Source organism: Anabaena sp. CCY 9402-a, assembly GCF_963920945.1.
GTDB classification, from domain to species: domain Bacteria; phylum Cyanobacteriota; class Cyanobacteriia; order Cyanobacteriales; family Nostocaceae; genus Trichormus; species Trichormus minutissimus.
This window is the reverse complement of record NZ_CAWUDL010000003.1, coordinates 87,484-114,318: the sequence shown is the minus strand read 5'-3', so window position 1 is coordinate 114,318 and position 26,835 is coordinate 87,484. Positions and strand designations below refer to the sequence as shown.

23 protein-coding genes and 1 pseudogene are annotated in these 26,835 nt (G+C 41.5%); 10 read left to right on the top strand and 14 right to left on the bottom strand.

What is annotated here, in order from left to right:
• The first annotated feature begins 131 nt into the window (after positions 1-131).
• The 3 genes from ACM0OR_RS02400 to ACM0OR_RS02390 all read left to right on the top strand — a co-directional run bounded on the left by ACM0OR_RS02400 (position 132) and on the right by ACM0OR_RS02390 (position 3,393).
• Positions 132-1,661, top strand: a complete 1,530-nt coding sequence (locus tag ACM0OR_RS02400) for a sensor histidine kinase (RefSeq protein ID WP_414574847.1) — start codon at positions 132-134, stop codon at positions 1,659-1,661.
• Positions 1,662-1,811: 150 nt separating this feature from the next.
• Positions 1,812-2,291: a DUF2267 domain-containing protein gene (locus ACM0OR_RS02395; RefSeq protein WP_414574846.1), complete on the top strand. Its 480-nt coding sequence runs from the start codon at positions 1,812-1,814 to the stop codon at positions 2,289-2,291.
• A 298-nt stretch (positions 2,292-2,589) separates the two neighbouring features.
• On the top strand, positions 2,590-3,393 hold the full coding sequence (locus tag ACM0OR_RS02390; protein WP_414574845.1) for a hypothetical protein: 804 nt from the start codon (positions 2,590-2,592) through the stop codon (positions 3,391-3,393).
• 21 nt (positions 3,394-3,414) lie between these two features.
• On the opposite strand, the gene ACM0OR_RS02385 is transcribed toward ACM0OR_RS02390, so the two are convergent.
• Entirely contained in the window at positions 3,415-4,518 is a 1,104-nt protein-coding gene (locus tag ACM0OR_RS02385; RefSeq protein ID WP_414574844.1) for a tetratricopeptide repeat protein, read from the bottom strand.
• Positions 4,519-4,612: 94 nt separating this feature from the next.
• Positions 4,613-5,242 (bottom strand): sigma-70 family RNA polymerase sigma factor, encoded by a 630-nt coding sequence (locus ACM0OR_RS02380; protein WP_414574843.1) that lies wholly within the window; start codon positions 5,240-5,242, stop codon positions 4,613-4,615.
• Positions 5,243-5,437: 195 nt separating this feature from the next.
• On the opposite strand from ACM0OR_RS02380, the gene ACM0OR_RS02375 reads away from it, so the two are divergent.
• Positions 5,438-6,034 (top strand): glyoxalase-like domain protein, encoded by a 597-nt coding sequence (locus ACM0OR_RS02375; RefSeq protein ID WP_414574842.1) that lies wholly within the window; start codon positions 5,438-5,440, stop codon positions 6,032-6,034.
• Between the two features lie 303 nt (positions 6,035-6,337).
• Here the strand turns inward: ACM0OR_RS02375 and ACM0OR_RS02370 are convergent, their stop codons facing one another.
• Complete coding sequence (locus ACM0OR_RS02370; RefSeq protein WP_414574841.1) at positions 6,338-6,655, bottom strand: P-II family nitrogen regulator; 318 nt, start codon at positions 6,653-6,655, stop codon at positions 6,338-6,340.
• A 580-nt stretch (positions 6,656-7,235) separates the two neighbouring features.
• Between ACM0OR_RS02370 and ACM0OR_RS02365 the strand changes: the two genes are divergently transcribed.
• On the top strand, positions 7,236-7,481 hold the full coding sequence (locus tag ACM0OR_RS02365) for a hypothetical protein (protein ID WP_414574840.1): 246 nt from the start codon (positions 7,236-7,238) through the stop codon (positions 7,479-7,481).
• A 780-nt stretch (positions 7,482-8,261) separates the two neighbouring features.
• A complete protein-coding gene (locus tag ACM0OR_RS02360; protein ID WP_414574839.1) occupies positions 8,262-9,383 on the top strand; it encodes a sodium-dependent bicarbonate transport family permease in 1,122 nt (373 codons plus the stop codon).
• Between the two features lie 260 nt (positions 9,384-9,643).
• Here the strand turns inward: ACM0OR_RS02360 and mnmA are convergent, their stop codons facing one another.
• Both mnmA and ACM0OR_RS02350 read right to left on the bottom strand, forming a co-directional pair.
• Positions 9,644-10,702, bottom strand: coding sequence for a tRNA 2-thiouridine(34) synthase MnmA (mnmA, locus tag ACM0OR_RS02355; protein WP_414574838.1), 1,059 nt, complete (start codon positions 10,700-10,702; stop codon positions 9,644-9,646).
• Positions 10,703-10,984: 282 nt separating this feature from the next.
• Positions 10,985-11,187, bottom strand: a pseudogene (locus ACM0OR_RS02350) (DUF4277 domain-containing protein); the annotation flags it as partial.
• A 790-nt stretch (positions 11,188-11,977) separates the two neighbouring features.
• On the opposite strand from ACM0OR_RS02350, the gene ACM0OR_RS02345 reads away from it, so the two are divergent.
• Positions 11,978-14,137, top strand: coding sequence for a hypothetical protein (locus ACM0OR_RS02345; protein ID WP_414574837.1), 2,160 nt, complete (start codon positions 11,978-11,980; stop codon positions 14,135-14,137).
• 314 nt (positions 14,138-14,451) lie between these two features.
• Here ACM0OR_RS02345 and ACM0OR_RS02340 read toward each other — a convergent pair whose 3' ends face one another.
• From ACM0OR_RS02340 to ACM0OR_RS02315, 6 genes are all read right to left on the bottom strand, one after another.
• Positions 14,452-14,670: a hypothetical protein gene (locus ACM0OR_RS02340; RefSeq protein WP_190702945.1), complete on the bottom strand. Its 219-nt coding sequence runs from the start codon at positions 14,668-14,670 to the stop codon at positions 14,452-14,454.
• A 56-nt stretch (positions 14,671-14,726) separates the two neighbouring features.
• Complete coding sequence (locus ACM0OR_RS02335) at positions 14,727-15,518, bottom strand: YdcF family protein (protein ID WP_414574836.1); 792 nt, start codon at positions 15,516-15,518, stop codon at positions 14,727-14,729.
• Between the two features lie 52 nt (positions 15,519-15,570).
• A complete protein-coding gene (locus tag ACM0OR_RS02330; protein WP_414574835.1) occupies positions 15,571-16,074 on the bottom strand; it encodes a hypothetical protein in 504 nt (167 codons plus the stop codon).
• A gap of 189 nt (positions 16,075-16,263) precedes the next feature.
• A complete protein-coding gene (locus ACM0OR_RS02325; RefSeq protein ID WP_414574834.1) occupies positions 16,264-17,808 on the bottom strand; it encodes an AAA family ATPase in 1,545 nt (514 codons plus the stop codon).
• Positions 17,809-18,066: 258 nt separating this feature from the next.
• Entirely contained in the window at positions 18,067-18,366 is a 300-nt protein-coding gene (rplY, locus tag ACM0OR_RS02320) for a 50S ribosomal protein L25 (protein ID WP_190702936.1), read from the bottom strand.
• 132 nt (positions 18,367-18,498) lie between these two features.
• Positions 18,499-19,842, bottom strand: a complete 1,344-nt coding sequence (locus ACM0OR_RS02315) for an adenylosuccinate synthase (RefSeq protein ID WP_190703141.1) — start codon at positions 19,840-19,842, stop codon at positions 18,499-18,501.
• 376 nt (positions 19,843-20,218) lie between these two features.
• Between ACM0OR_RS02315 and ACM0OR_RS02310 the strand changes: the two genes are divergently transcribed.
• Positions 20,219-21,256 carry an adenosine deaminase gene (locus ACM0OR_RS02310; protein ID WP_414574833.1) on the top strand — a complete coding sequence of 346 codons (1,038 nt, stop codon included), beginning with the start codon at positions 20,219-20,221 and terminating at the stop codon, positions 21,254-21,256.
• Positions 21,257-21,531: 275 nt separating this feature from the next.
• Here ACM0OR_RS02310 and ACM0OR_RS02305 read toward each other — a convergent pair whose 3' ends face one another.
• The 3 genes from ACM0OR_RS02305 to ACM0OR_RS02295 form a co-directional block, all read right to left on the bottom strand.
• Complete coding sequence (locus ACM0OR_RS02305) at positions 21,532-22,395, bottom strand: DUF5331 domain-containing protein (protein ID WP_414574832.1); 864 nt, start codon at positions 22,393-22,395, stop codon at positions 21,532-21,534.
• 117 nt (positions 22,396-22,512) lie between these two features.
• Positions 22,513-22,845 carry a (2Fe-2S) ferredoxin domain-containing protein gene (locus ACM0OR_RS02300; RefSeq protein WP_323265326.1) on the bottom strand — a complete coding sequence of 111 codons (333 nt, stop codon included), beginning with the start codon at positions 22,843-22,845 and terminating at the stop codon, positions 22,513-22,515.
• A gap of 68 nt (positions 22,846-22,913) precedes the next feature.
• Positions 22,914-23,888, bottom strand: a complete 975-nt coding sequence (locus ACM0OR_RS02295) for a cysteine synthase A (protein WP_414574831.1) — start codon at positions 23,886-23,888, stop codon at positions 22,914-22,916.
• Between the two features lie 484 nt (positions 23,889-24,372).
• On the opposite strand from ACM0OR_RS02295, the gene ACM0OR_RS02290 reads away from it, so the two are divergent.
• Positions 24,373-24,699, top strand: a complete 327-nt coding sequence (locus ACM0OR_RS02290) for a DUF3040 domain-containing protein (protein WP_190702923.1) — start codon at positions 24,373-24,375, stop codon at positions 24,697-24,699.
• 17 nt (positions 24,700-24,716) lie between these two features.
• The gene (locus ACM0OR_RS02285) at positions 24,717-26,801 is read left to right on the top strand and encodes a dynamin family protein (protein WP_414574830.1); all 2,085 of its coding nucleotides are present in this window, start codon (positions 24,717-24,719) and stop codon (positions 26,799-26,801) included.
• Positions 26,802-26,835 lie beyond the last annotated feature (34 nt).

Here is a 26,835-nt window from a genome sequence, read left to right as displayed (position 1 = left end):
CCCAATATCTAAGTGATATCGGGGTTATACGACCCTAAACTATGTTTCATCAGTAACGGAACATTCTCAGGATTATTATTGATTTACATTCTGCATATAGCTCAAAGTTCATGCTTTTCCAGGTCATTTAAATGTTCCAAGCTACTCGTCGCCGTTTGGCTATTTGGTACACTGCTGTAACTGCGGTATTACTCTTACTATTCGCCAGTGGTGTATATTTATATGTCCGCAACACCTTAATTGAGCGCGTTGATGATACGTTGAATCATGTAGTAGAGATAGTGGAGCGATCGCTAGTCATTGAACCAATTAACGATGAGCCTGAGCAATTCCGTATTAATGTAGAAGCCAGTTTTCGCACCAATGCGGAGACAGTAGAAGATGACCACATTGATTTAGAGTGGTTTAGTTCTACTGGTGAGTTAATTTGGTCTACTTTTTCTGAACCTCTCAATATTCCCATTCATAGCGATCGCACTGGTGAAACTGTACGTATAGTTAAACAAGAGAGATGGGAAAACGCAGAAACTCCCAACTCAGCACGCGCTACTGCTAACCCAATTCAGCACTTAGGATCGGCTAAACGCCGCGCTACCGCTAACAGCGAGAAGTTGCAAGGAGGGTCTCCCTCCGGGCAAACTTCGGTGACTCAGGACTCAGCACTACTCTTGCGCCAAGTCACCCAACGTATAGAAGTAGGACGACAGGTTTTAGGATATCTGCGGGTGAGTCATCCTTGGTTTGAAGTGACTAAACCGAGTCGCCAGTTAATTTTTGATTTGGCGTTGGGTACGGGGTTAATGGTGCTGTCTGTAGCTGCTAGCGGCTGGTTTCTTTCAGGTAAGGCTATGCAACCTGTCGGCGAGTCTTACCAACGTCTGAAACAATTTACGGCTGATGCTTCCCATGAATTAAGAAGTCCCATCACGCTAATTCAAACTAATGTGCAAGTAGCCTTGACTGACTTGGAATTAACTCAAATCGAGACGACTGTTACTAAAAATTACCGCCAACAGTTAAAGGCGGTGGAACGGCTAACACAGCGTTTGGGTAGGTTAGTTAATGACCTACTATTCTTAGCACGTCAAGATAGTGGCATGAGTAAAGATGGCTTTGCAGCTTGTCCTGTGGATGCTTTGCTCATGGAGGTAGTGGAAGAACAACAACTGCTAGCGACAGAAAAAGCCATTACCTTAAACTTGCACCTAGTTGACTCTTCCCCTTTTGAAACTAGTCCGGAATTATTGGAAAATTGGTTCACACTGTGGGGTAACTGGGATCAATTGGTGCGTTTATTTACGAATTTGATTGGTAATGCTTTGCAATACACCCCAGCAGGTGGTGAGGTAAATGTAGAACTAGCACGGATAGATAGAATTCGCTACAACAGTGCTGCTTATTTGCAAATTAAGGTGAGTGATAGCGGTGTGGGGATTCCGGCTGAGGCTCTGCCAAAGTTATTTGACCGTTTTTATCGAGTCGATCCAGCACGCACCCATAAGACGGGTAATCTAGCTACAGACAATGCTACAGGTTCAGGATTAGGACTGGCGATCGCTCAAGCTATTGTCGAACATCACCACGGTCAAATTCAAGTAGAAAGCACTTTAAGTAAGGGTACTACTTTTATTATTACTTTACCAGTCACTCTTGAGTCTTAATTTCTTAACTAATATTTGTTTCCTGTGGTAGATGAATTGTCTTCACTTTATTTATTAACTTATTTACTAATGGTTGCATTATCACTGGTGAGATAACTAATTTTTTGTTGTCAAAAAAATGTAACAATGAAGTAATTTTTGGAGTATTAAATGTCAACTGCTATCCAAGAAAGAGATATTCCATTTTTAGAAAAAGTTAAAGTAGAAAGTGGTTTACCAGATGTCTATGATGCCAGAGATATCACAGAAGTAGTTTTTCGAGTCATGCGTGATTTAATGACTACAGAAGCGGCTGATCGCGTTGAAGAAGAATTACATGAACCAGCAGAAATCACTGATGATAAATCTCTGCAAATGGAAATTGCTGATTTGTGGCATGATACAAATCCGCTTGTGGGATTTCTGAGCCGGGTACGTCCACCCTGGCAAGGCCCTGGTATTTTTAAAATTGATAGCGATCGCTTTTTATTTCGAGTAGCTAATGAAGGCGGAATGCCCCCAAATGTAGATCGTGAACAAGCTGTTAAGGCTGTTTTTTCTGCCACTAAAGACGAATTGTCGTCAGAAAGAATAGAGGAAATTGCCAGTTGGCTACCCGACAAAGTTCGCCAACTTTGGGAAGAAGCTTAGTAAGAATGTTAACAAATAGTTAATTACTCAAGTAGGGGCGCAAGGAATTGCACTCCTACAGATTATTCATGTGTTGCCAATATTTCTGATTCACATTATACCACAGATATAAATACCAAATGTTTTAGTCTTGAGTTTCAAGTCTAAAGTTAGAGATATATAAAACAACTAGTTGCTAAATTTAAATGGCTGAAAACCTATATTGATATGCCAGATTTTGTCTTAATTTTTAGCAATGTAATTAACTACATCATAAATCTATATATTGAGCAAAATTAAACCTAATCAGGAGTAACTTATGAAGACATATTCTCAAAAACTATTTGGTGCTATCTGCGGAGGATTACTAATCGGTATACCTGTAATTCCTCAAGTAGCATCAGCACAGCAATCCATTCCCAAGGTAAATCCTTGTCCTAGCGTTTTCTACGAAGAACCTCATAACAATCGCGTTCTAGTACCTCAAGGTTGTCCTCCTAATGCGTTAACTCGCAGATTGGAAGCACAAGGACTTCTACCACCGATGACTCCCCCTGTTACCCAGACACCATACTCACAAGGTATGGGTGGGGAAGCACCACTATCACGTACTTCTGGAATCAATCCCTGTCCTCGCATTTATTATGAAGAACCTTTCAACTCTAGAAATGTAGTCCCCCAAGGATGTCCCCCCAACGCTCTCACCCAGCAAATGCAAGCACGGGGGATAAATCCAGAACAAATGATTCCCCCTCGCCCACCGGTTTCTGTAATTCAACCTCCCCTTCCCAGAGAACGCCAAGAACCCAGTGCTAGACTCGCCCTGGTGAATAATCAGGTTAACGTCCGGTTAGTAAATGATACTGGTGCTGAAGTAACTTATGAAGTCATTGGCGATACAGCACCGCGATCGCTACAGGGTAAATCAAATGTGATGCTGCGAGGTTTAAACGCACCTGTAACACTCACACTCTACCGTAAGGATGGCGGACTGGTTCAAGTGATTCCACAGCCGACATCAACCCAAGGAATGTTAGAAGTGCGATTGGACGAAACCACTAACTTTGGTCAAGATAAAGGTACAGTCAGAATCCAAGAGGATGGTACAGTATTTTTGAACTAGTCACCTGTCACCTGTCACCTGTCACCTGTCACCTGTTTCCCGCCGCTTTGACATTTGGGTTAAGCGATCGCGCAACAGCACTTCCTGTTGACGATCTTCTAGGGTTTGTGAAAGGATGATGGCTCTTTCATAAAAATTACGAGCAGTTGGGTAATTACCTAGCTGCTCGTAAAGTTGCGCATAGGATTGAAAAGATTTTAATTGTTCTGGCAAATTTTGTAATTCTTGCGCCAGAATTAAACGTTGTTGGAGTAACTCAAAAGCACGTTCGTAGCGGCCTACAGCACTGTGGGCGGTGACTAAACCATCAATCGCTCGGATTTGGTTAGCGCGATCGCGGTTCAGTCTAGCCATCCCCATCGCCGCGCCATAGGTAGCAATAGTATCTTGATAGTTACCAGCCGCTAGATAAGTATCACCTAAATTATTTAAAGTATTGAGTTCAGCACGCAGATCACCACTGCGGCGGCGGTAGATTAAAGCAGTTTCATAGAGCTTAATCGCTTTGTTATAATCGCCCTGTCTCGCTGATACCAAACCCAAATTACTTAAAGTTAATCCTTCCCCTTCTATATTTTTAACATTGCGAGCAATTATTAGTGCTTCCTCTAGGGTTTTGCCGGCGGGGATGGGTTCACCTACTTGCAAGAACAAAGTCCCAATATTATTTAAGGCAAAAATCTGAGATTGAAAGTCTTGAGTATCCCGTGCGATCGCTAAATGTCGGCGCAATGCGTCTTCACCTTCTTTATAGCGTCCCAGTTGAATATAAGCCTTTGCTAGTAAATCATAAGTTAAACCTTTAGCTCTGAGGTCACCAATCAAGTGATAAATCTCCAGTGCTTGCAAACTAGAGCCAATAGACTTTTCCGGGTAGCCACTAGCGTATTGCTGTTGACTAACACGTAATAACGCGTCTGCATCATCTCTGGATTGTCGTCCAAAAGAACTATTCAATGGACGATGCAACTGCTGAGTAATGTCAACTGCGTTCGCTACCAGAGGATTTAGTAGCACAGCCACCAGTAAAAAGTAAGAACTAAAAAATTTATATTTGTTCACCAACCCATAACGTGAAGTTTTAGGGATGGAGAATAAATTAAAAACAGTATGCCTTTGTCTCATAAAACTTACCCCTAGGATTTCGGGTTTAAGTAGAAGCTCGCAGAAATTAATCATGTTAGTATGAAGACTCATTAATCACGCGTATATACTTAGCTTACGATTCAACTAAATCTTCTTCCAAGTAGATGTCGCGGATATCTGCGGGTAATTTGTCCTCTAGCATACGATAGCCTTCCTGGAGAAAATTGGCTACATCAGGAGGCGTAATTTTTTCCCCTTCAGCTTGCAGATAAGCCGCAATGCGAGTTTCACTCCAGTGGAAAGTTTGAGCCATCAAGACCATTAATCTTAAAATTGGGGGGAGTTGGTCTAATGCCTGTTCGATATAGCACCATAACGGCGGTGAAGTGTCTTGCAGGGAATAATGTATGGATTCTGTTGGTGGTAGTTGAATTTCGTTAATGCAGACAGCCGTGATATTAATCAGCCAATTTTGCAAAGTCAAACCTTCCTGGCCAGGTGAGGGGTTGTTTAAATCCAGTCCACCGAGTTCATAATAAATGTGCCGCCAAGTTAGAGCAAATAGGTAGTCAGCTTGTACAGGCGATCGCGCCGAATGTTGAATCAAAGTGTAAACTATCGGGCTATAGCGGCAAAAAATAACTGTAAAGTATTTGCCAACATCGGGATTTTGCTGAAACAATTCCAGCAGTTCTTGATCACTATGATGAAAGAGGGACTTAACGAGCGGGTGGTTGGTTTCAGAAAAATGAGGAATTTGCATAAATCTTCCGGTGGATAGTAGTTAAGATAGTATTGGCAATAAAATTTTTAGAGTCAGCCGTATAATATCTTGATGTTGGTCTATTTGGATTAAGACTCAGACAAGTTTAGTCTTGGTACACTAGAATAAAGACCTCTTGTCAGTCTTGATCGACAATAATAAAAGCGACTCCTTTATATAATTTCTAATTTGTTCATGGTTATAGCAGCTAGTGTGATATCGTTCCTGCTCCCGCCTTTGACTTTAGGCTCTTTCTTGCCCTCCTTACCCCTAGATAGCCTGTTTTCCACCCAAGGTATTATGGTGATGCTACTAGCAGCCTATGCAGGTGCTATGTGGCTATTCCTCACCAGTGCGCCCAAAGTGCATACTGTGATGGTGTCTGATTTAGAAGTTGCCCGACAATTATATGAAGGGTTGCTAGATTTGCCAGCCGCAGAAGTACCATTGCACTACTACTACAACTACGAACAAACCATAGGCGCGACGGGGATCGATCCGTTATATATGTCCACCAGTCCCACTTGGTCAGGTAAAACCATGAACAACGGCAATGATGGACTATGGTATCAACTAAAGAAAAACACCCAACTCCACGTTATTACTGGTGCGAGTTTAGGTACTAAAAATCAGCAACGTCACGTTTGTTTTGATCGTGACTGCTTAGAAATGGTTTTATTGCGCGTAGAAACACGGGGGTTAAAGTTTAAGATTCGTAATCAAAAACCCCTAAATTTTCTAGTTAAAGATTATGAAGGGCGGGTTATTGAAATAGCCGAAGTAGCGAATTAGTAATTAGTCATCTTATCGCATTGCTATTCTCATCTCCCCAAAAAAAATCGCTCTCCGCCCTGGATGAGCAACACGCTAAAAACGCTCAAAGCGGCATCCTCCATCCCGTAGCGAGTGTTTTTGGCTGTGCGTTTGTCCGGTAGCGACGACAAACGCTGCCGAAACGAACCGACGATGGTGTCGAATAAACCCCGTTCTTGCAACCGCTCTAGTTCTCTTGGATCTCTCCGATGTCATTATAATACCGAGATTCCCAGTGCTTGAACAGCTTCTTGCTAAAAGGGGAATTGCTGGGGTTTTGACTCAGAACTGGTGCGCGTACAGTACCTCCATCACGTCACAGATATAGGTGATACCCGAATAATCTTTGAAAAACTGCGCTGCGACCTCATCCGCAATCTTCACGGCCATATCCCGACTAGGGGTGAGTACCTCGAACTTTACATTAGTGTAGATGTCGCCAACGGTGGGTTGTCCCGACGAGCGCACGCCGCGACTGCCTTTACCTCCAGCGGCCACCACCGTATAACCGGTAGCACCGACTTCGTCGATGATCTTGGCGACCTTTTTCAGTAACACCTTTTCTGTGACGATGACGAGCTTGCTGGCTTTCTGGGTCATGTGGGTTACCTCCTGATACTTTCTATTACGACAATTCAAGGCAAAACCATCGAGTCTTACCTTGAACCATATCTTTAAGTTTATGCTAAAGATCGGCAAATCTACTAACCTCTATTGAGAAAAATTGACTCAGATTAGCGGAAGTATTTTATAAAAAACACTTATCCTTTTGACACGATGACCAGAGATATATAGGTGTTTTGAAAATAAAAGTAAAACTTATGATTTGAATTTGAAATTACTTAGCAGATCCATGTAGAGCGATCGCAAATTTGTAAGAATTTTAAGATAAAGTTAAGCACATATCTGCCAAACTCTAATATCTGAATCAAGGAGGAATTACAACGTGGATTTCTTGTTCGATTTCTTGATGCACTTCTAAATATAAACGTAAGAATATCGTTCAAGGCTAAAGCATAGATGTCTGTCTTCTGTTCGACATCAATGTCAGGTTTGAGCAACCGAGTCTCTCTACTTGAGACACTCTCCATTCACCGGTGAATTTCTGACAGGTGTTTCCGTAGCGGCGCGCAAGTACCCGCCACCGCCACACACATTCGATGAGCATGGAGCGTACACAATGAACAAGTTTGACTCAACTAAACTGCAAACCAGATTTGACAACACCAGCGAAGGCTGGCTAGTGCAGGTATATAGCGGCGATCGCCGCCTGCTCTGCGTACTCGATCCTTCTCACGCCTGGACTTTTTTGTTGGGCTGTGGGTTCGGTCTCATACTGGCGGTGGGGTGGTTTAACCTCGCCAGTTACAGTCCATCCAAGACTTATGTGCCGTCAACAACTCCCCCCGAAATGTGGATTGATTAGCTCAGGCATTGCTATAAGAGTGGTGTCCACGCAACTCTTCCGATTTGGCCCGCCCCATACCGTCCTCTGGTGAAAACAAGCAAACGCTAGCCAGTTCGACTGGACAGGTAGGATGGAGCAGGCCAGTCCCAAGTAGATCCAGTCAGGATAACTTTGACAAAGAAGTGCAGTCATAGAAAGCCATTCTTAATAGCAACAATGTATAGAGAAAATCCTATGATTGCAATTCACATTGACCAGAAATATATAGGTTTTTTGAGAATAAAAGGAAAACTTATGATTTGAATTTGAAATTACGTAGCAGATCCATGTAGAGCGATCGCAAATTTGTAAGGATTTTAAGATAAAGTTAATCACATATCTGCCGTCCTAACCTTTTTTGAATTCAAAATGCAAAATGCAAAATTAAGAAGAAGATTTATTGTGAATTAATTAATTCGCTCGTTCAAGCCCCCACTGAACTTTGTTCATTGGTCTTCCCTACGGGACGCTACGCGAACAATCAGTAGTAGGTTCAATCTCCTAATAATTGCAATTTTGAATTTTGAATTTGTCTTCAATCAGTAGTGGGTTCAAGCTCCTAATGATTGCAATTTTGAATTGAGAATTTTGAATACTTCTCTACGAGAGGCTACGCCTTAAGCGCAGCTATGCCGCAGGCTTTACGACAAGTGATACAGTGAGCAGTTCGACAGGCTCACTGTACCACCTGTCGAACTGCTCAGTACAAGTTTTGAATTGTTTTGACCCCTAATATCTGAATCAAGGAGGAATTACAACATGGATTTCTTTTCCGATTTCTTGACGAAATTCGGGGCGCAATTGCAGTCCCCGACACTGAGCTTTCTGATTGGTGGTATAGTCATTGCCGCCCTCGGTAGCCAACTGCAAATTCCAGATGCGATATATAAGTTCATCGTCTTCATGCTCCTCATCAAAGTCGGACTGAGCGGCGGCATTGCAATCCGCAATTCCAATCTGACGGAGATGCTGTTGCCCGGGCTGTTCGCCGTGGTAACGGGTATCCTGATCGTGTTCATCGGGCGATACACCTTGGCCAAGCTGCCGGGCATCAGAACAGTGGATGCCGTTGCGACGGCGGGCTTGTTCGGTGCCGTGAGTGGCTCTACCCTAGCCGCCGGCATAACGGTAATGGAAGCGCAAGGCATGAAATACGAACCCTGGGCTGGCGCACTCTATCCCTTCATGGACATCCCCGCGCTCGTGACTGCGATCGTCGTGGCCAGCATTTATACCAGCAAGAAGCGCGACAAGTATGACAGCCAGGAGGAATATCTCAGCAAGCAGGCAGTTACCGCAGGCGAATATCCCAGCGAGCAGGAGTATCCCACCACCAGGCAGGAGTATCTCAGCCAGCAGCGCACTACCGCAGGCAAGCGGGTCGAGATATGGCCCATCGTGCAGGAAAGCCTCCAGGGTTCTGCTCTATCGGCACTACTGCTCGGCCTCACTCTAGGCATAATAACCCGGCCGGAAAGTGTTTTTGAAAGCTTCTACGAGCCTCTCTTCCGAGGCCTGCTTTCAATACTAATGCTGATAATGGGGATGGAGGCTTGGTCAAGGATTGGCGAGCTACGCAAGGTAGCCCAGTGGTACGCCGTATATGCCCTGGTAGCACCGCTCCTGCATGGGTTTATTGCCTTCGGTCTCGGCATGATTGCCCACTACGCCACGGGGTTCAGCCCTGGCGGTGTCGCGCTCCTGGCCGTCATTGCCGCCTCCAGTTCAGACATCTCAGGTCCGCCCACTTTACGAGCTGGTATTCCGTCAGCCAATCCCTCCGCCTACATAGGTGCTTCCACAGCCATCGGCACGCCGGTTGCGATTGCCGTGGCAATACCGCTTTTCATAGGGCTAGCCCAGGCACTGATGGGCAGCTGATCCCAGACTGGTCGCGGCAACCCGCTATTAATGCTTTACAAAGCAATAGCGGCTCCAGTTACCAAACTAAAATATCACACCAATTTTGGTAATTGGAAACCCACATCCTGTTTTTTGGCTACTAGGTTGGGGTTCTCAAACTTCTCGTCCTTTGATGTAATTGCAAACTCCTTGAGTCCTAAGTCCAAACCAAGCAATCGCCTAACCCAACACTATGATCTATCTTGGGTTTCCTTACGTCAACCCAACCTACATTCTCATCACTCAGCACTCAATTCAATAATTCCCCCACCGAGAACTTTTTCGCCGTCATACCAGACAGCTGCTTGTCCGGGGGTCATGCTGAACTGGGGTTCATCAAATACCAAACGCACGCGGGAGTTTTCTAAAGGTATAACTGTCACTGCTTCAGGACTAGAACGATAGCGAATTTGTACTTCCGCGCGAATGGGGGAAGTGGGTTCAGCAATAGATACCCAATTGACTCGGCTGACTGTACATTCAGACTGAGTTGCCTTGGTGCGATCGCCTACTATGACTTTATTATTTACCGCGTCTAATTCAATCACATACAAAGGTTCAGCCGCCGCAATCCCTAAACCTTTACGTTGACCAATCGTGTAGTGATGGACACCATCATGCTGTCCCAAAACTTTGCCTGTGGTATCGACAATATTACCTGTTTTGGGAGCGATATACTTATCTAGAAAAGCCCGCATAGAACCGTTACTTTCTACTAAGCACAAATCTTGACTCTCTGGCTTATCAGCAGTTTTTAAGCCGTGTTCAGCAGCAATGCGGCGGGTGTCAGCTTTTTGCATTTCTCCTAGAGGAAATAATGATGCTGCTAGTAAATCTTGAGACAAATCATACAGAAAGTAGGATTGGTCTTTATTACGGTCAATAGCCCTTAATAATTGGTAACGTCTCGTGGCTGCATCGTAGCTAATGCGGGCATAATGACCAGTGGCAATGCGATCGCATCCCAACTCTTCACGAGCATACTTTACCATTGGGCCGAACTTCACCGTTTTATTACACTGGGAGCAAGGTAAGGGCGTAATCCCCACACTGTAACCATTCACCAGGTAATCAACAATATTAGTTTGAAAGACATCCCGCATATCCACAACTTCATGAGGAATGCCCAACTGTTCACAAATATAAGCCGCGTCGATCATACCTTCAGAGCAACACTGGCCTTTGCCTTTCATTAGCCAAAGGGTCAAACCGATCACTTCATAGCCCTGATGGTGGAGAATAGCGGCAGCGGTAGAACTATCAACGCCACCTGAAAGACCAACGACGACTTTTTTCATATCTCTCAATTGAGCTTGGCGAATCGCCTTGCTGAATGTAAAAATTTATCTTAACTACCGACAACCAAAACGCCAAAAATTTTCAACTGCTCAATTCTAGCATATCTCCTTGAAAGCCTTATTATCTCACATTCCGCACTTCAACTTGAAGTACAAAGAGATTATGTCAAGAGAAAAGCAAAAAAATCAGGATGATTAAGAGTCATAGTACTGAACGAATCTACAGCATGAAAATAAATCATCAAACACTTATGATTTGATACTTATGTAAGCACTAAAAATTTCATCACTTACATAATTGCTTTTTATTCCTTCTGTCAATAATGTTTCGATTTCTTTATCTTGAAAAAATTGACTAAATAAATATAAAGGTCTTGATACAAAGCCTAATTCGTTAAGCAAAATAACTTTTACTAATATTCCTGATGAATTTTTTTCCGAACATCTATTCCTAATTTGGAGTTGATTATTTCAACTGTAGGAATCGTACTTGAATTTTGCTAAGTATACTTACAAACAAACCTTTGTGTGGCAAGATTCTAGCCAATTTGTTTTTTCAAAAATCAAATATGAGTCCTATATTCCTATTTCATCAATTAGTCACGTTACTATTCCTAAGTGATCTATATTTTTAATTTTTGCAATTGAAGTTGCAGACAATTTTTTTACCTCAAAAATATTTTTAATTTTTTTAATTGGCTCACTTTTTCGACAGGAAGATTCTAAGTATTTTTACTCAGGTAGATCCGATAATAACTCTGTAGTTCTTTATGCTACTTTTGAAGTGCGGAATGTGGGTTTTACTAAATCTGAGGAAAGTAGGCGATCTCTCCTCTGAGTCGTCTCTATCTACCCTGCATCACCAAAAGTGAGCAAGACCCCCTATTTAGGATTGCTGTATATCAACAAATATATTTAATACTCCTAGAGACAGAGGTTCTGCAAATAATTAACTTTTAACCTGCAAGATATGAAATCGTAAAGGCTGTTTTAAAAATTTCAAAGGGTTAAAATTTATGCCAATATCCTCATAATAATCAGGTGTATAGCAAGGGAAATATACGTTTCTTAGGTTTGAGGTAGTAGCTTATAATTTCTAGCTAAATTACCACATCTCATCAACCAAACTAAGGTATATTCAACTACCCAAAGTTTAGGCAGTAAAACAAATTTGTTATGCTCTTTAGGGTGCAAAACTACTTGCACAATCCAGTGGGATAAAAAGCTGAAAAGACGAAAATTACCCAATAAACTAAAATTGTTAAGGAGGTAAATATGTATACTTTAACTATCGATGCCAAAACTAATTGTTATGTTATCGATACTAACCAAATGAACAATTTGCAACAAAATGTTGCAACGTATTTTATTTTTGAAAAAGGTACTTTTGATATCAGGATTACTGGAGGTCGCTATAGCCATAGCAATAGCAGAACAGTAGGAGAACCTTTTGTTTTACTATGGACATATGGAGATAACGGGAGTACATTTATCAATAAATCTACAGGTTTTGAGGTAGGCGCAACATGGACGACTCTCAACGGTTACAATGATAGCTTCAAACTAGAAGTTAAAGAAAGAGCAATTCTCAATGCTTTGTTTTTTGATTTTAATAATGAAGATAATAGCGGTTCAATTGATCTCATAATTACAAGCAATAAGCAATTTTTTAATCCTGTAAATTTAACAGTAGACAGCAAACGAAACTGTTATATTCTTGATGAAAGTTATCTTTATACTCTTAAACAATCTGGTTCTAATTTAGTTGAGTTAAACCCAGGTAATTATCGAATTAAAATTCGTGAAAGCAATGCCAGTTATTGGTCAGATGGCAAAAAATTTAATATAGAGCCTTGGGTTTTAATGTTGCTCAAAGGTGGAAAATTTATTACAAAACTGACTGGAGTTGAAACTGACGAAACTTGGGTTTCATTAAATGGGCTTAATGATGAATTAGTTTTAGAAGTCAAAGAAAGAACTACACTCACAGGTTTATTTTTTGACACTTACAAAGAAGATAATGAAGGGCATATTATTCTGACAATAGAGCAAATAGGGGAAACTGAAATAAATGAAAACGGCCAACATTGGGAAAATAACATTTCTACTTCTATAGAGATAGAACAGGAAGATGTAGAAACGAGGCAAGAAAACTATACGTTTGACTTCACATTCCGGTTTGAAGAAGAGGAGTTTAAGAAAAGGTGGGAAGAGCAATTAAAGCAGATTGATAGCTCTACCAAAGTACCAGACAAAATTGATATAACGCTAGAAAATAAGTATTGGGAACAACTGGAACAATTACTATTCAAGAGTTACGAACAGCACTTTAAGAGCCTATCTATAGAAGTTGCAAAAGTTAAGTTCTCGATGGATGCTTATCTACAACAGGTAGAATTGAGCTTAAGGCAGAACTTGCAAGGTTGGTCTGACTATCACTTAGAGAGGATATTGGAAGACAAGATTAACGTTGAGATATCAAACAAAATTAACCAACAAATAAACTCCTATTTTGACCAAAATTTTGAAGAGAAAATCCGCAATCACATTGGCTTAATTATCAGTAATATAGTCAATAAGCAGGAATTTAGCCAGTACGTTAGTCAGCAAGCCAACCATTCTTTTGAGCAAAATATTCGTAACAATATTAACCTGATTACTCAGAATATTGTTAATGAAAATATTGAACTTAATCAGTATGTGAGGCAACAATTTGAACGAAACATCCGCAACAATATAAACCTGATTACGCAAGGTATGGTCAATAACAATACCGAAATTAACCAGTATATTGACCAACGCTTACAGTACAATATCAACAACAACAACGTCTTAATTAATCAAATCTTTGAGAATGATCAATTAGCTCAAAAGATTCAGAATATATTTATCGATAATTATCAAATTCACCAGAAGATTGAGAGCGTTGTTATCAATAGTCCTGAAATTAACAATAGAATTCTCAACTTTGTTGTTAATAGTACGGAAATTAACAACAAGATTAGCAACCTCTACAGAAATGTTGACATCAAGATTGATAACATTCGTAATGAATGGAATGAAACATTCATTACTCTGGCGAGTCAGTACGTTGATGAACTGATTGCTATCATCGGCAATAGGGAATCCTTCAATATTCAGATTGCAAATATCATCAACGTCAAGGTGGATGAGCTGCTCAACCAAATCTGGAGAATTAGGAACGAGTTGACTGTGTTCATCAACAATTCAGACAGAAATCTCTATGAGTGGACTTTAGGAGAACTCATGGTTATTAAAAACTGTTTAACTGATCGCCAGGCTCTTGTGGAGCAGCTAGTCACTTTCAGCACTGAACTTAGGGTTAAGCTAGATAATACTAACTGCGTTGACATCAACACATTCAAGCGTTTTAAGCCTCTCTCATTTCCCCAACAGTTACCAGGAAATAGATAGCTGGAACGATATTTTAGTACTTCAGGAAAAAACTAGGACAGCAAAGTTTGCTAGAGAAGGTCAGATATTCAAGTATACTAGGGCGTGTTTTAAAACCATCCCTCTTGTGTCACTATCGCGGTAGTATCAGGGTAGCCACCGAAAGGTAGAGTCGAGGAGAATGTTGCCATTCCACCCATCGGGGGCTACCTACTACCATACTGAAAGCTAACCTCACTGATAATAACCTATATAAATAAGTTATTCTTATTGCCCTATTTATATAGGTTATTATCAAAGCACTTGATAAGTAGTTATTTGCTAATGTTTTCTTATTAGCGACGAAACCACCTCAAAATATTCACTTCGCTGCGCATTTTTTTGAGTTCTTGACGGTGTTGTTCAGCTGTTATGGAGTACCACTCACAATAACGCTGAAACTCTACGCGTGTCTGCACTTCATGATAAAACTGCTTAGTTGTTTGGTATGCAGCAAAACCTTCCTCAACTTGAGGTGGAAGGCTAGGTAAGATGTGAGGCAGATTTTCAGACATAATTTGCGGGGATTGGGGAAATAGGAAAAACCGAATTACAAATTACAAATTACAAATTACACCCATCCCCGTACCCAATAAACAAAACTACCAATGTATTCTTTGAGTGCGCTAGTAAATTGGTGTAAGTTGTAGGTATCTGGTAATAAATTCAAGATAGCGGCTTTAGGAGTGCTAGAGAGTTCTTGTAATTCACCTTGACTAACTAGAAAGTCTGTTGGTGCGGGGATAGCATTAATACCTTGACGCTGAAAAATTTTAAGCGATCGCGGCATATGTAATGCTGAAGTTACCAAAAGTATCTGACGAATACCGCGAGATTCTAGAATTTTTTTCACATTGACGGCATTTTCATAGGTATTAAGAGAGTCTGGTTCTTGAATCAGTACCTCAGATGGAATACCGATAGATGTGAGAATATCTGCCATGTCAGCCGATTCTGATGAACCGCTACCGCGCCAATCAATACGTCCACCACTGAGTACGATTATAGGAGCTTTTTTTTGGCGATATAGTTGAGCCGCATAAATCACGCGATCGCCTTGTTCACTCAAATCAACCGTCGGTCGAGGAGGAAAGGCTGATTTCGTTGCACCACCCAGCACTACAATTGCTTCAGCCGTGGGTAACTGTGCAGGTGGGATATTTTGCCATTCTAGCGATCGCACCAGATACTTAGAAACCCAAGCATTACTACACAATAATAATAAAATTAACGCCCAGGAGATAGCTAGAGCAGCAATACGCGGTCTTTTCCACAAAGTGAATAAGGCAACTACTAAACTTATACAAGCTAGTCCTAAAGGGTAAAAAAATAGCGGTAGTAACTTAGAAAGATATAAAAACATATTGGGAGAAGGTGACAGGTGACAGAGGAGATTTTATCCCAATCCCCAATCCCTACTTATTCCAAAACTTAAAACTGAAACTACCAGGTGTACGACGATAACGACGGCTTGGCCTTCTTGTTTGCTGTCTCGTGATTCTGCTGGTAGATTGTTCACCTTCTACATCTTCTAAAGTTTCAACTGGTAATTGAGTTCTGGTTTCTTCTTTACTTCTCCACCAAGCAATAATCCAACCTCCACCTATAGCACCCACACCACCTAGTAAGATGCTCATGAGTGCTGGGTATCCTAATAAGCCCAAACCTAGCAAGAAAAATAACCAGTATTTTAATCCGGCATCAATCCCATCAGAGGAGGGTACAGTGGGAGGCTGAGGACTAGTTTTATTGGCACTAGTAAACCAACCCAAAATAAACCAACCGAGAATACCCAGAAAAATACTTAGGGCTAGTGGTGTTCCCGTCGTGTTCAATATAAATATTATGAATGCCCCAAATATGATTTGAGATAAAGACTCAGGGGAGAAATTGAATAAGTTGTTATTGTTTTGCGCCATGAGTATGAGTAATGAGTTTTGAGTAATGAGTAATGAGTGTCAAGTATGGAGTATCTAGTTTTGAGTGTTGAGTATGGAGTGCTGTTAGCGTAGAGGAGCGTAAGTTTGTGCTGCGTAAATATTTTACTTGGTTGGTAGTTTTGCATCCTAAGTGAATATCCTAACTCAGCACTCATGACTCATTACTTATTACTCATTATTCAGCACTCTCAATTGTGTTTGTGGTGGCTGTGTTGTGTCCCAAATCTGCACATAGGGTTTTTCCGTATCAGTAAAGGGTTCTGTTTGCTTGAGTTGCGAAGCTAATAAATCAACTGTTGCATCAGCAATATCACCAGTACGGTTGACAAGACGCTCTTGCACTACTTCTAAAGGTGCTGTACAGTAAATAATTTGCAGGGGTAGTTGGTGTTTTTGAGCTTGAGCGATCGCTTCCTGTCTAAGTTCTTGTTTATCATACTTAGCATCTAAAATCACGGTGTAACCTTGATTAGCTAGTATAATCCCCAAATTTAACAACCGCGCATAAGTTTTCTGGGTCATTTCCGGCGTATATAAATCATCGCCTCCACGTTCATACAGGGGAATTCCTCCCAGGTGTTTCCTGACTGCATCTGAACGCAGATGAATTGCTCCGGTTTGTCTCGCTAAATATTTGGCTGTCGTACTCTTTCCAGAACCAGACAAACCCGACATTAAAAGTATTTTTCCTTGTTTGGGTTTAGTATATTCCCAAGCGAGTTTGTAATATTTTGCGGCTGTTTTGCTTGCTTCTTCCTTAACTGTGACGGGTACACTGGGGTCATCTAACAAAAACGATGTCACCTTTGCCCGCACATAAGACTGACGATTTAAATATATAGGTAATACCTCTAATCCCTCCCAATCGCCAGTCTGCTCTACATAGGTATTAAGATAGGCATTACTCAAATCAGGACGTTGTTGTGCTTCCAAATCCATCACCGCATAAGCAATGTCAAACATCACATCGACAAAGCGAAACGGTTCGTTAAACTCAATACAATCAAACAGCAAAATTTTATCTTGCCACAGACAAATATTTCTCAGGTGTAAGTCGCCGTGACACTCTCGAATGTAGTCATTTTGGATGCGACGCTGAAATAACTCTTGTCGTTCTGCAAAGAAACGCTCAGTGTAAGCTTTAGTTTCGTCAAACTGCGCCTGAGTTTGCGGCCCCCCAATGTATTTTGCGGTTTGTTGGTAATTTTCATCAAACGCAGCCCTGATTTGAGATACTTCCCCAAAACTACGGATGTAATCATTTGTTTCAGTTTTGGCGTGGTATTGAGCTACTACCCGTCCTAATTCTTCTAAATCGGTTTCTTTTAACTTATCGTCTGCAAACAGTGAACTAAGTAGAGTCTCTTGGGGAAACTGACGCATTTTTACTGCATATTCCACAGGATTACCTGTTCCCCCTAGAACGTATTGCTCACCCTCCAAAGTTATAGGTAACACTTCCAAATACAGTTCAGCTGCGCCTCGTTTATTTAAGCGCAACTCTTCCTGACAAAAATGCTGGCGTTTCTCTAGGGTGGAGAAATCTAAAAAACCAAAATTCACTGGTTTTTTCAATTTATAGGCATAGTCACCAGTCAGCAAGACATAAGAAACGTGGGTTTGAATTAATTGAATCGGTTCTTGTATAGAATGGGGATAAAATCCCGGCTGTAACATTTGTTGAATTAAGGCTGGAAGAGTTATTTCGGTCATAAAAATTTTGGCTGAGTAATTTGTCAAGCTAGTTTTGATGGTTTGTAATAAGCACTTTAGTGCTTAAAAGAATCAGGACTAAAGTCCTTACTACAAACTGGCTTACTTATAGATTGAAACTTTAAGCAACTATTAGATAATTACAGAAAAAGTCAAGAAAGCCAAACAACAAAAAAACCAGGGTTTTATCCCTGGTTTTATCAGTAATTATTACAAACTTTAAATGGCAAGTTGAGACAAAATTTGTCACTCACTGCCTTAGCCTTTGGCAGTTGCAAAAAAGCTGATGTGGTAAGGATTACCTTTTGCTGGATGTATCTGAACTTCTCTAAGTACAGTTTTACCAGTCCATTGCAATTCAGGAATACTAAGTTCAATTTCCGTCTTGTTAACAGCAGCTGCTTTCAGTAGACGTTCTACGACTTTGGCATCAATCACTAAAGAAATTGATTCTCTAGCATTGTGACCGTATAAGTTAGCAGGGATAAGTCCAGAACGGCGTAAAGCTTTAGGTTTGCTTCCTTCTGGTCTGGGTTTAGATTCGACAGTCAGAGCCATAAAATTTATCAGTTGTTATTTGTTATTTGTTAGTTGTCAATGGTCAATGGTCAAAAAACTTGAGACTCATTACTCATTACTCATTACTCACTACTCACTACTCAGCACTCAGCACTCAGCACTCATTACTCACTAAGCACTTAGCAAAGAAGCTGGAGTACCGTCGGCGTGCAACAAGGCACGTTTTGGCCCGTGAATGGGGTCTTCTACAATTATGGTTTGATCGCGGCTAGCACCTAAAGAGACGATCGCGATCGGGACTTCCATCAATTCTGCTAAGAATTTCAGATAGTCCAGTGCTTGCGGTGGCAAGTCTTCCAGGGTACGGCATTCTGTTGTTGGCACTTGCCAGCCTGGTAAGGTTTTGTAAATTGGACGACACCGCGCAAAAGTCCTAGAACTAGTGGGGAAGTGATCAGATCGTTCGCCGTCTATTTCATAGGCGACACAGACTTGAATTTCCTCTAATTCATCGAGAACATCTAATTTGGTAATCGCCATACAGTCCATACCGTTAATTCGCACGGCATAGCGACCGATAACGGCATCAAACCAGCCACAACGCCGTTTACGTCCGGTGGTTGTACCAAATTCTGCCCCGCGATCGCACAGTAATTCACCTAGCTCACCGTCCAACTCAGTAGGAAATGGCCCTTCTCCAACTCGTGTGGTGTAGGCTTTAGAAACCCCAATCACGCGGTCTATCATTGTCGGGCCTAACCCTGTACCAACACAAGCCCCCCCAGCGACAGGGTTTGAGGAAGTGACATAGGGATAAGTTCCATGATCTAAATCGAGGAGAGTACCTTGCGCCCCTTCAAATAATATGTTAAGCCGCCGTTGCACTGCATCATATATCTTCAGCGAGGTGTCAACAACGTAAGGCCGCAGGCGTTCTGCATAACCTAGATACTCTTCAATTACCTGCTGTGGATCTAAAGGTGGTAGGTTATACAGCTTTTCTAAAATAAGGTTTTTATTATTAATTGCCCATTCCAACTGGTCGCGCAGGGCATTTTGATCCATCAAGTCTAGTACCCTAATCCCTGTACGCTCTGATTTGTCAGCGTAAGTAGGGCCAATCCCTCGACCAGTCGTACCAATCTTATGGCTTCCCCGTCGTTCTTCAGATGCCTGATCTATTAATCGATGGTAGGGCATCGTGACGTGGGCTGTCTCAGAAATGAGCAGATTTTTAGTAGAAATATTTAAAGTTTCTAATTGGTCGAGTTCTTTGATCAAAACCTGTGGATCGATGACCGTACCACAGCCGATGACGCACTTAGTTTCTGGGTACAAAATACCAGAGGGGATCAAGTGCAGCTTAAAGGTCTGACCTTTGACTACAATTGTATGTCCAGCATTCACACCCCCTTGGTAACGTACTACCACATCTGCGGAGCGGCTGAGTAAGTCAGTTATTTTACCTTTTCCTTCATCGCCCCATTGGGCGCCTATAACAATGACGTTAGCCAAGCTTTTATTATTGAGGTAAAGTTTCCACAAAGAATCATTATCAACATATTCTGCGATATTTGTCAATGGAAATTGGGAATTGGGAATTGGGCAATTCAATGAGTGGATTTTGGATTGGGATCTCAATACTAAAATCTAAAATTCCCCTATCCCCTATCCCCTATCCCCTATCCCCTATCCCCTATCCCCTATCCCCTATCACCTATCACCTATCACCTATCACCTGTCACCTGTCACCTGTCACCTGTCACCTGTCCTCTATCCCCTGCCCTCTACTCTAGATAAATTAAATTTACACAATCTTTTTTGTGGTACAGAGGGTTTTACTCAGTGTATTTGTTAATATTATTAAACTTTTTATAGACAAAGTATCACTATGGCTTTATATGCTGAGTTACACAGACACTTGGGCGGTTCTGTTGTCCCCCGTGTCTTATGGCGTTATTTTGAGCGACATTCATCAGAGTTAATTTCTCGTTTTAGCAATTATCCAGAGTTTGAAGATTTTTACACCCGTCCACGCAACACTCTAGACGAATATCTAGAGTTGCATACTTTAGTAGAAAGTGTGCAAACAGCAGAGACATTACCGTACTTTATCTCTCGCCTAGTGCGCGGGGCTTATATTTTTGAGAATTTAGCTTATCTAGAACTCCGTTATACTCCCTATTTGCGGACACCAGAGCATTTGAGTCAATCCCAGAGAATTGACAAGATGACGGAAATTGTGGAAGTTGTGGGCAAAGCCAGCCACCTGCCAGAATATCCCATTGTGACTAGCCAAATTCTCTGTATGCACTCGCGGCTACCCTATGAAGTGAATAAGGCGATTATTGATTTAGCCGCGCAAAACAGACAGTATATTTGTGCTATTGACGTAGCTGGAGGTGATAGCCACTATGCCGATCGCCTGACAGAATGGGTTAGTCTATATGATTATGCGCGATCGCTGGGGATTAATACCACCGGACACCTATACGAAACCACCGATGGCTGTTACCCAGAATTGTTACCTTACCTCTTGCGAATTGGTCACGGTATCCAAATTCCCCTATTGTATCCAGAGTTACTGCCTGAAGTGGCAAGACGTAGGCAGTGTTTGGAAGTTTGCCCCACAACTTATCTAAAAACAGGTACTTTACAAGATATCCGTCAACTTAAGTTAGTGTTTGACCGTTGCTTTGAGGCTGGGGTAGACATAGCTATTTGTACAGATAATGCTGGACTGCATAATGTTCGGTTGCCATTTGAGTATGAAAATCTTCTAACTTACGACATTATCAATTTTGAACAGCTGCAAGCCTGTCAGGATGCAGCTTTTCGTCATGCCTTTGCTTGGCCTTATGCTCAACGTCCAGCATCTCTGTTAAATGGGTTGTTAAAACCTGAACCATTAAAAGCTTTGGCAAATTAAGGGGGTCAAGTCGCTTCTCTACGTTCCCTGCGGGACGCTTCGCGTTCACGCAGTGTTCCGAAGGAAACGCGCAGCGTTGCCGTAGCTTGCTTTGCTACGCAACGCTACCGCAGGGAACGTAGAGAAGATTGTGGCTCTTTCTTGTACCCAGAATTAATTAATTCAAAATTATTTCCATTCTTCATTTTGAATTTTGTTAGCGCAGCGTTAGCGAGTCCGCGTTCGCGCAGCGTCTCGTAGAGAGCGTCATTTTGAATTTTGAATTGATTTGTCTCCTACATCGAAACAGCCTCTTCCGAATTCCACCCAGTACCCAGACAAAATTCATCCACCCAAGAAGCTAGATTACTGGCATTAGTATGCGGTCTAGGATTAAATTTGTTAGCAGGTGCGGGTGGTTTTTTATGCACATATTGCCCGTTTTGGGAAATTTCCGTTACCATTTTTGACGATATTAATGTCTTGGGTGTACCGGGAACTTCAGTAGTGATTTCTAGTGAACTGACTACTTTGCCATTGCGGGGTTTGGTGGTAGCTAATGCCAAGGAAGTCAAAGGTTTGTCTTTTTTCGGTAGTTCCAGAGTGATAGCGAATAACTGTCCTTGTTGAGAGGATGATTTGTGGATAGTAGACTTTATATTCATTTTGGCAGTAGTTGCGATCGCTCTTCCAGATGTCCTGACTTCTGTAGCGATCGCTGGTAACGTTGGTACATGATATGAGCATGGCATCACTACCAACTTTTCCAACCTATCTACATGGGTTAGCGTCTGTGGAACATCCTGAACCGTGAGTGCAACTGATGTTACTGGTTGCTCCTCTGGGTATTCTTGTTCGACTTTGGTGACAGCCAAATTCATCTGTGATTCGATTAAGCCTAACTCTTTGTCAGGATTAAAATTCAAACCCAAAGCTGCAACTATCTCATCAGGATTGTTATTTAGTTCCATCACAAAAGCCAGAATTTGATCAAACTCTGGTTCTAAAACAGACAGTGTTGCCAAAATAAACCCAGACGAAGGCCGGCGTAAACCATCATAGGCAGCCCAAACTCTCAATTTGACTAACCAAGGACGATTTTGCTCATAATAATCCAGCCACTTCATTTTTAAGGATTGACGCAGCTCCTGAATATTCATCGGATGCCTCGCTTCAGTCAACAATAGTGCAGACCTGTTAACAGTTAACAGTTACCAGTTATCAGTTATCAGTGCAAGGAAAACTTGATAACTTTTCACTGTTTATTTTTCACTGATTTATCCCTGGGGATGAAACCGATGATAGAGCATCTTTTGAACTCTTTGACCACCTAATAAATGCTTTTCTATAACTAGAGGTACTTCATGGGGTTGAATGCCGCTATACCAGACCATATCCGGCAACACCAACACCATCGGCCCGTTACCGCACTGTCCTAAACAACTGCTAGCTGTCACCATCGCTTCAGCAACTGGCAAAACTGCAAAAGCTGCTAATACTTCCTTCGCACCTTGCTTTTTACAGGTGCGATTTTGGCAAACTCTTACACATCTAGGAGTAGATGGTTGTTCTGTAGCTGGGGAGTTAAATTCTTGAATGAAGTTGGCCATAGGTAATGTTTCCCACCCTGCAAAAACTCAGTCAATAGTCATCATAATTAATGACTATTGACTAATGACTAATCCACAGACAGTCCTTTTGATGCTAACCATTCACGGTTAAATATCCGCGACTGATAGCGAGAACCACTATCACATAATATGGTGACAATGGTATGTCCGGGGCCTAACTGCTTGGCTAGAGCCACAGCTGCGCCTACATTGATACCCGTCGAACCACCCATTAATAAACCATCTTTTCGCAATAGCTGGTAAACCACTCGCAAGGCTTCTTTGTCATCTATTTGGATAGCATCATCAGCTGGTGTGCCTTCCATGTTGGCTGTAATTCGACTGTTACCAATGCCTTCGGTGATAGAATTACCTTCTATTGTGATTTCGCCTGTTTTGATGTAGCTGTACAGTCCACTACCCATTGGGTCAGCAACTACACATTTAATTGCTGGATTTTTTTCCTTCAGGTACATGGAAACACCCGCAAATGTTCCCCCAGTACCAGTTGCAGCCACCCAACCGTCAACTTTTCCGTCAGTTTGCGCCCAGATTTCTGCTCCTGTAGTTTCGTAATGAGCGCGACGGTTAGCTAAATTATCAAACTGATTTGCCCAGATAGCATTATCCATCTCAGCCGCAATTCTGCCAGATAGCTTGACATAGTTATTGGGGTCTTTGTAGGGTACAGCCGGAACGGGACGAACTTCTGCACCCAAGGCTGTAAGCGCGTCTATTTTTTCTTGTGATTGGGTGTTAGGAATGATAATCAGGCATTTGTAGCCTTTGGCATTGCAAATATGTGCCAATCCAATGCCAGTATTACCAGCAGTTCCTTCGACGACAGTACCACCCGGTTTAAGTAAACCTTTTTCTTCTGCATCTTTGATGATGTAAAGTGCAGCGCGGTCTTTGACTGAACCCCCAGGATTAAGAAATTCTGCTTTAGCCAGGATTTCACACCCTGTTTCTTCACTGAAGCTATTTAAGCGAATCAGTGGGGTATTGCCAACAGTGCCTATGAAACCATTTTTAATATCCATTGTCATTTTACTTGAGTTCTTACCTATAAAAATTGTGGCTCATAGCGGTGGTATGTATACACTGATTTTAATCCGTAAAACGATGACCGACCGACGCTCGGAGACCATCTCTACTTTCCCTGCGGTAGCGTATCCGTAGGATTCACCCAGGAGGGTTACGCGGAGCGTGTCGAGAGGCTGCGCCTACGTGGGCGGATACGCCACGCCATCTCTACCAAAATTCCACTTTTCTTAACTCTCCGCGTCTTCTCTGCGGGACGTTCCGCGAATGCGCCTCTGCGTGTTAGCGTTAGCGGGGCGTAGCCCAACAAATTCATCTGCAATTTCCGAAAAGCAAGCCTAAGCTGTAGGATCTATTCTCTGAAGTCAATTTAAAAACCCCTGAATCAAAATAGTAAATTCACTGGGGTTTTCAGCTACATACGTAAGTTAATATACAGAAAATTGATAAGTAATAATATCATCCTCAATGGGGTGGATATCCATGACATCTCAAAATAATCACCATCATGAACTGGAGCAAAGGGAACGGATACTGCGAGAGAAAGAAGTAGAATTACGACTCCGAGAAATGGAACAACAAATGCCTACTAATGATGCACCATTTCATAAGACGTTGAAACACCAACCAGACAATTCTCCTAAACCCTGGATGAAAAAAGTAATTCTTGGTGGTAAATTATTTGCTCTTGGTGTAGCGGCGTTAGTTGCAGTCAGAGTCGCATCGGTTTTGGCCGGATTTGTCATTATGGCAGTTCTAGCTTGGGTAGCATACAAGCTATTTTTTGAAAATCGCAAAAAATCATCTTAAATTAAGGGGAAATGGTGATGGTTAATCAAGTAGCAACTGATAGATTTATTGAAGATTTAGAACGTGTTGCTCAGGTACGTTCTGAGATGGCAATGTGTTTACAACATCTATCTGAAACCATTAACAAAGCTGAATTAGATGGGGAATCTTCCTCTGGTAAGCTTAGTTTAGAACGGGATTTAGAAGATATTGATATAGCAAGTAAAAACTTAAAAAAAGGTGTATTTCGCTTGTTGGTTTTAGGCGATATGAAGCGGGGTAAAAGCACTTTTCTCAATGCCTTAATTGGAGAAAACTTACTCCCCAGTGATGTTAACCCCTGTACCGCAGTTTTAACAGTTTTACGCTACGGGCCAGAAAAAAAAGTTACGATTCATTTTAATGATGGCAAAAAACCACAACAGCTAGATTTTCAAAGTTTTAAATATAAATATACAATTGATCCAGCCGAAGCTAAAAAGTTAGAGCAAGAGAAAAAACAGGCATTTCCTGATGTTGATTATGCAGTAGTTGAGTATCCTTTAACACTTCTAGAAAAAGGGATTGAAATTGTTGATAGTCCAGGATTAAATGATACAGAAGCCAGGAATGAGTTATCTTTAGGGTATGTCAATAATTGCCATGCGATTCTATTTGTGATGAGAGCTTCCCAACCGTGTACGTTGGGTGAGCGTCGTTATCTAGAAAACTATATTAAAGGGCGAGGTTTATCAGTTTTCTTCTTAATTAATGCTTGGGATCAGGTAAAAGAATCATTGATTGATCCTGATGATGTAGAAGAGATTAAATCTGCTGAAAATAGATTAAGACAAGTTTTTAAGGCGAATTTAGCAGAATATTGCCAAGTAGACGGCCAAAATATTTATGATGAAAGAGTATTTGAACTGTCATCGATTCAAGCACTGCGGCTACGTTTAAAGAATCCCCAAGCAGATTTAAGCGGGACTGGCTTCCCTGATTTTATGGGTGCGCTTAATACTTTTCTTACTAGAGAACGCGCGATCGCAGAACTCCGACAAGCAAGAACATTAGCTAGACAAGCGGTTAACCATACTCGCGAAGCCATAGGTAGAAGGATACCATTACTTGATCAAGATGTCGAAGAATTAAAAACACGCATTAATTCTGTAGAACCTGAGTTTAAAAAGCTCACGAATATTCGAGATCAATTCCAGAGAGAAATCTTTACTACTAGAGACACCCAATCACGCAAAATATCTGAATCTTTCCGCAGTTATGTTTTAAATTTAGGCAATACTTTTGAAAGTGATTTCTTACGTTATCAACCAGAATTAAAGATATTAGATTTTCTTAGTAATGGGAAACGAGAAGCATTTAATGCTGCACTGCAAAAAGCCTTTGAACAATACATGACTGATAAATGTGCAGCTTGGACTTTAACTGCTGAGAAAGATATTAATGCAGCTTTTAAAGAATTATCTCGTAGTGCAGCGCAGTATGGTGCATCTTACAACCAAGTCACTGAGCAAATTACAGAAAAACTCACTGGAAAACAAGTTAAAGTCAACACTAATAACAGTAATACAGAAGAAGATAATGCTCCCAGTTGGGCAAAATGGGCAATGGGATTGTTATCACTTTCTAGGGGGAATCTAGCTGGTTTTGCAATGGCTGGAGCTGGATTTGACTGGAAAAATATCTTATTAAATTATTTCACTGTCATTGGTGTGGGGAGTATTATCACCGCAGTTACAGGTATACTTCTCGGCCCCATTGGATTTGCTTTACTTGGTTTGGGAGTAGGTGTTTTACAAGCAGATCAAGCTCGAAAAGAGTTAGTTAAAACTGCGAAGAAAGAGTTAATCAAATATTTACCTCAAGTAGCAAATGAAAAATCACGAACTGTATATGATGCAGTAAAAGAGTGTTTTGACAGCTACGAAAGAGAAGTGAGTAAAAGGATTAATGATGATATTACTGCTCGTAAATCTGAGTTAGATAATCTGCTTAAGCAAAAAGAAACACGAGAAATAAATCGGGAGAGTGAGTTAAAGCGGTTTAAAACTTTGCAAGAAAATGTCATCTTTCAATTACAAAAGATTGAGACAGCTTATAGTAATCTTTTAGCTTACTATGGCTAGTATCAATCAAATCTCATCTCTCTCTTGGCTACAA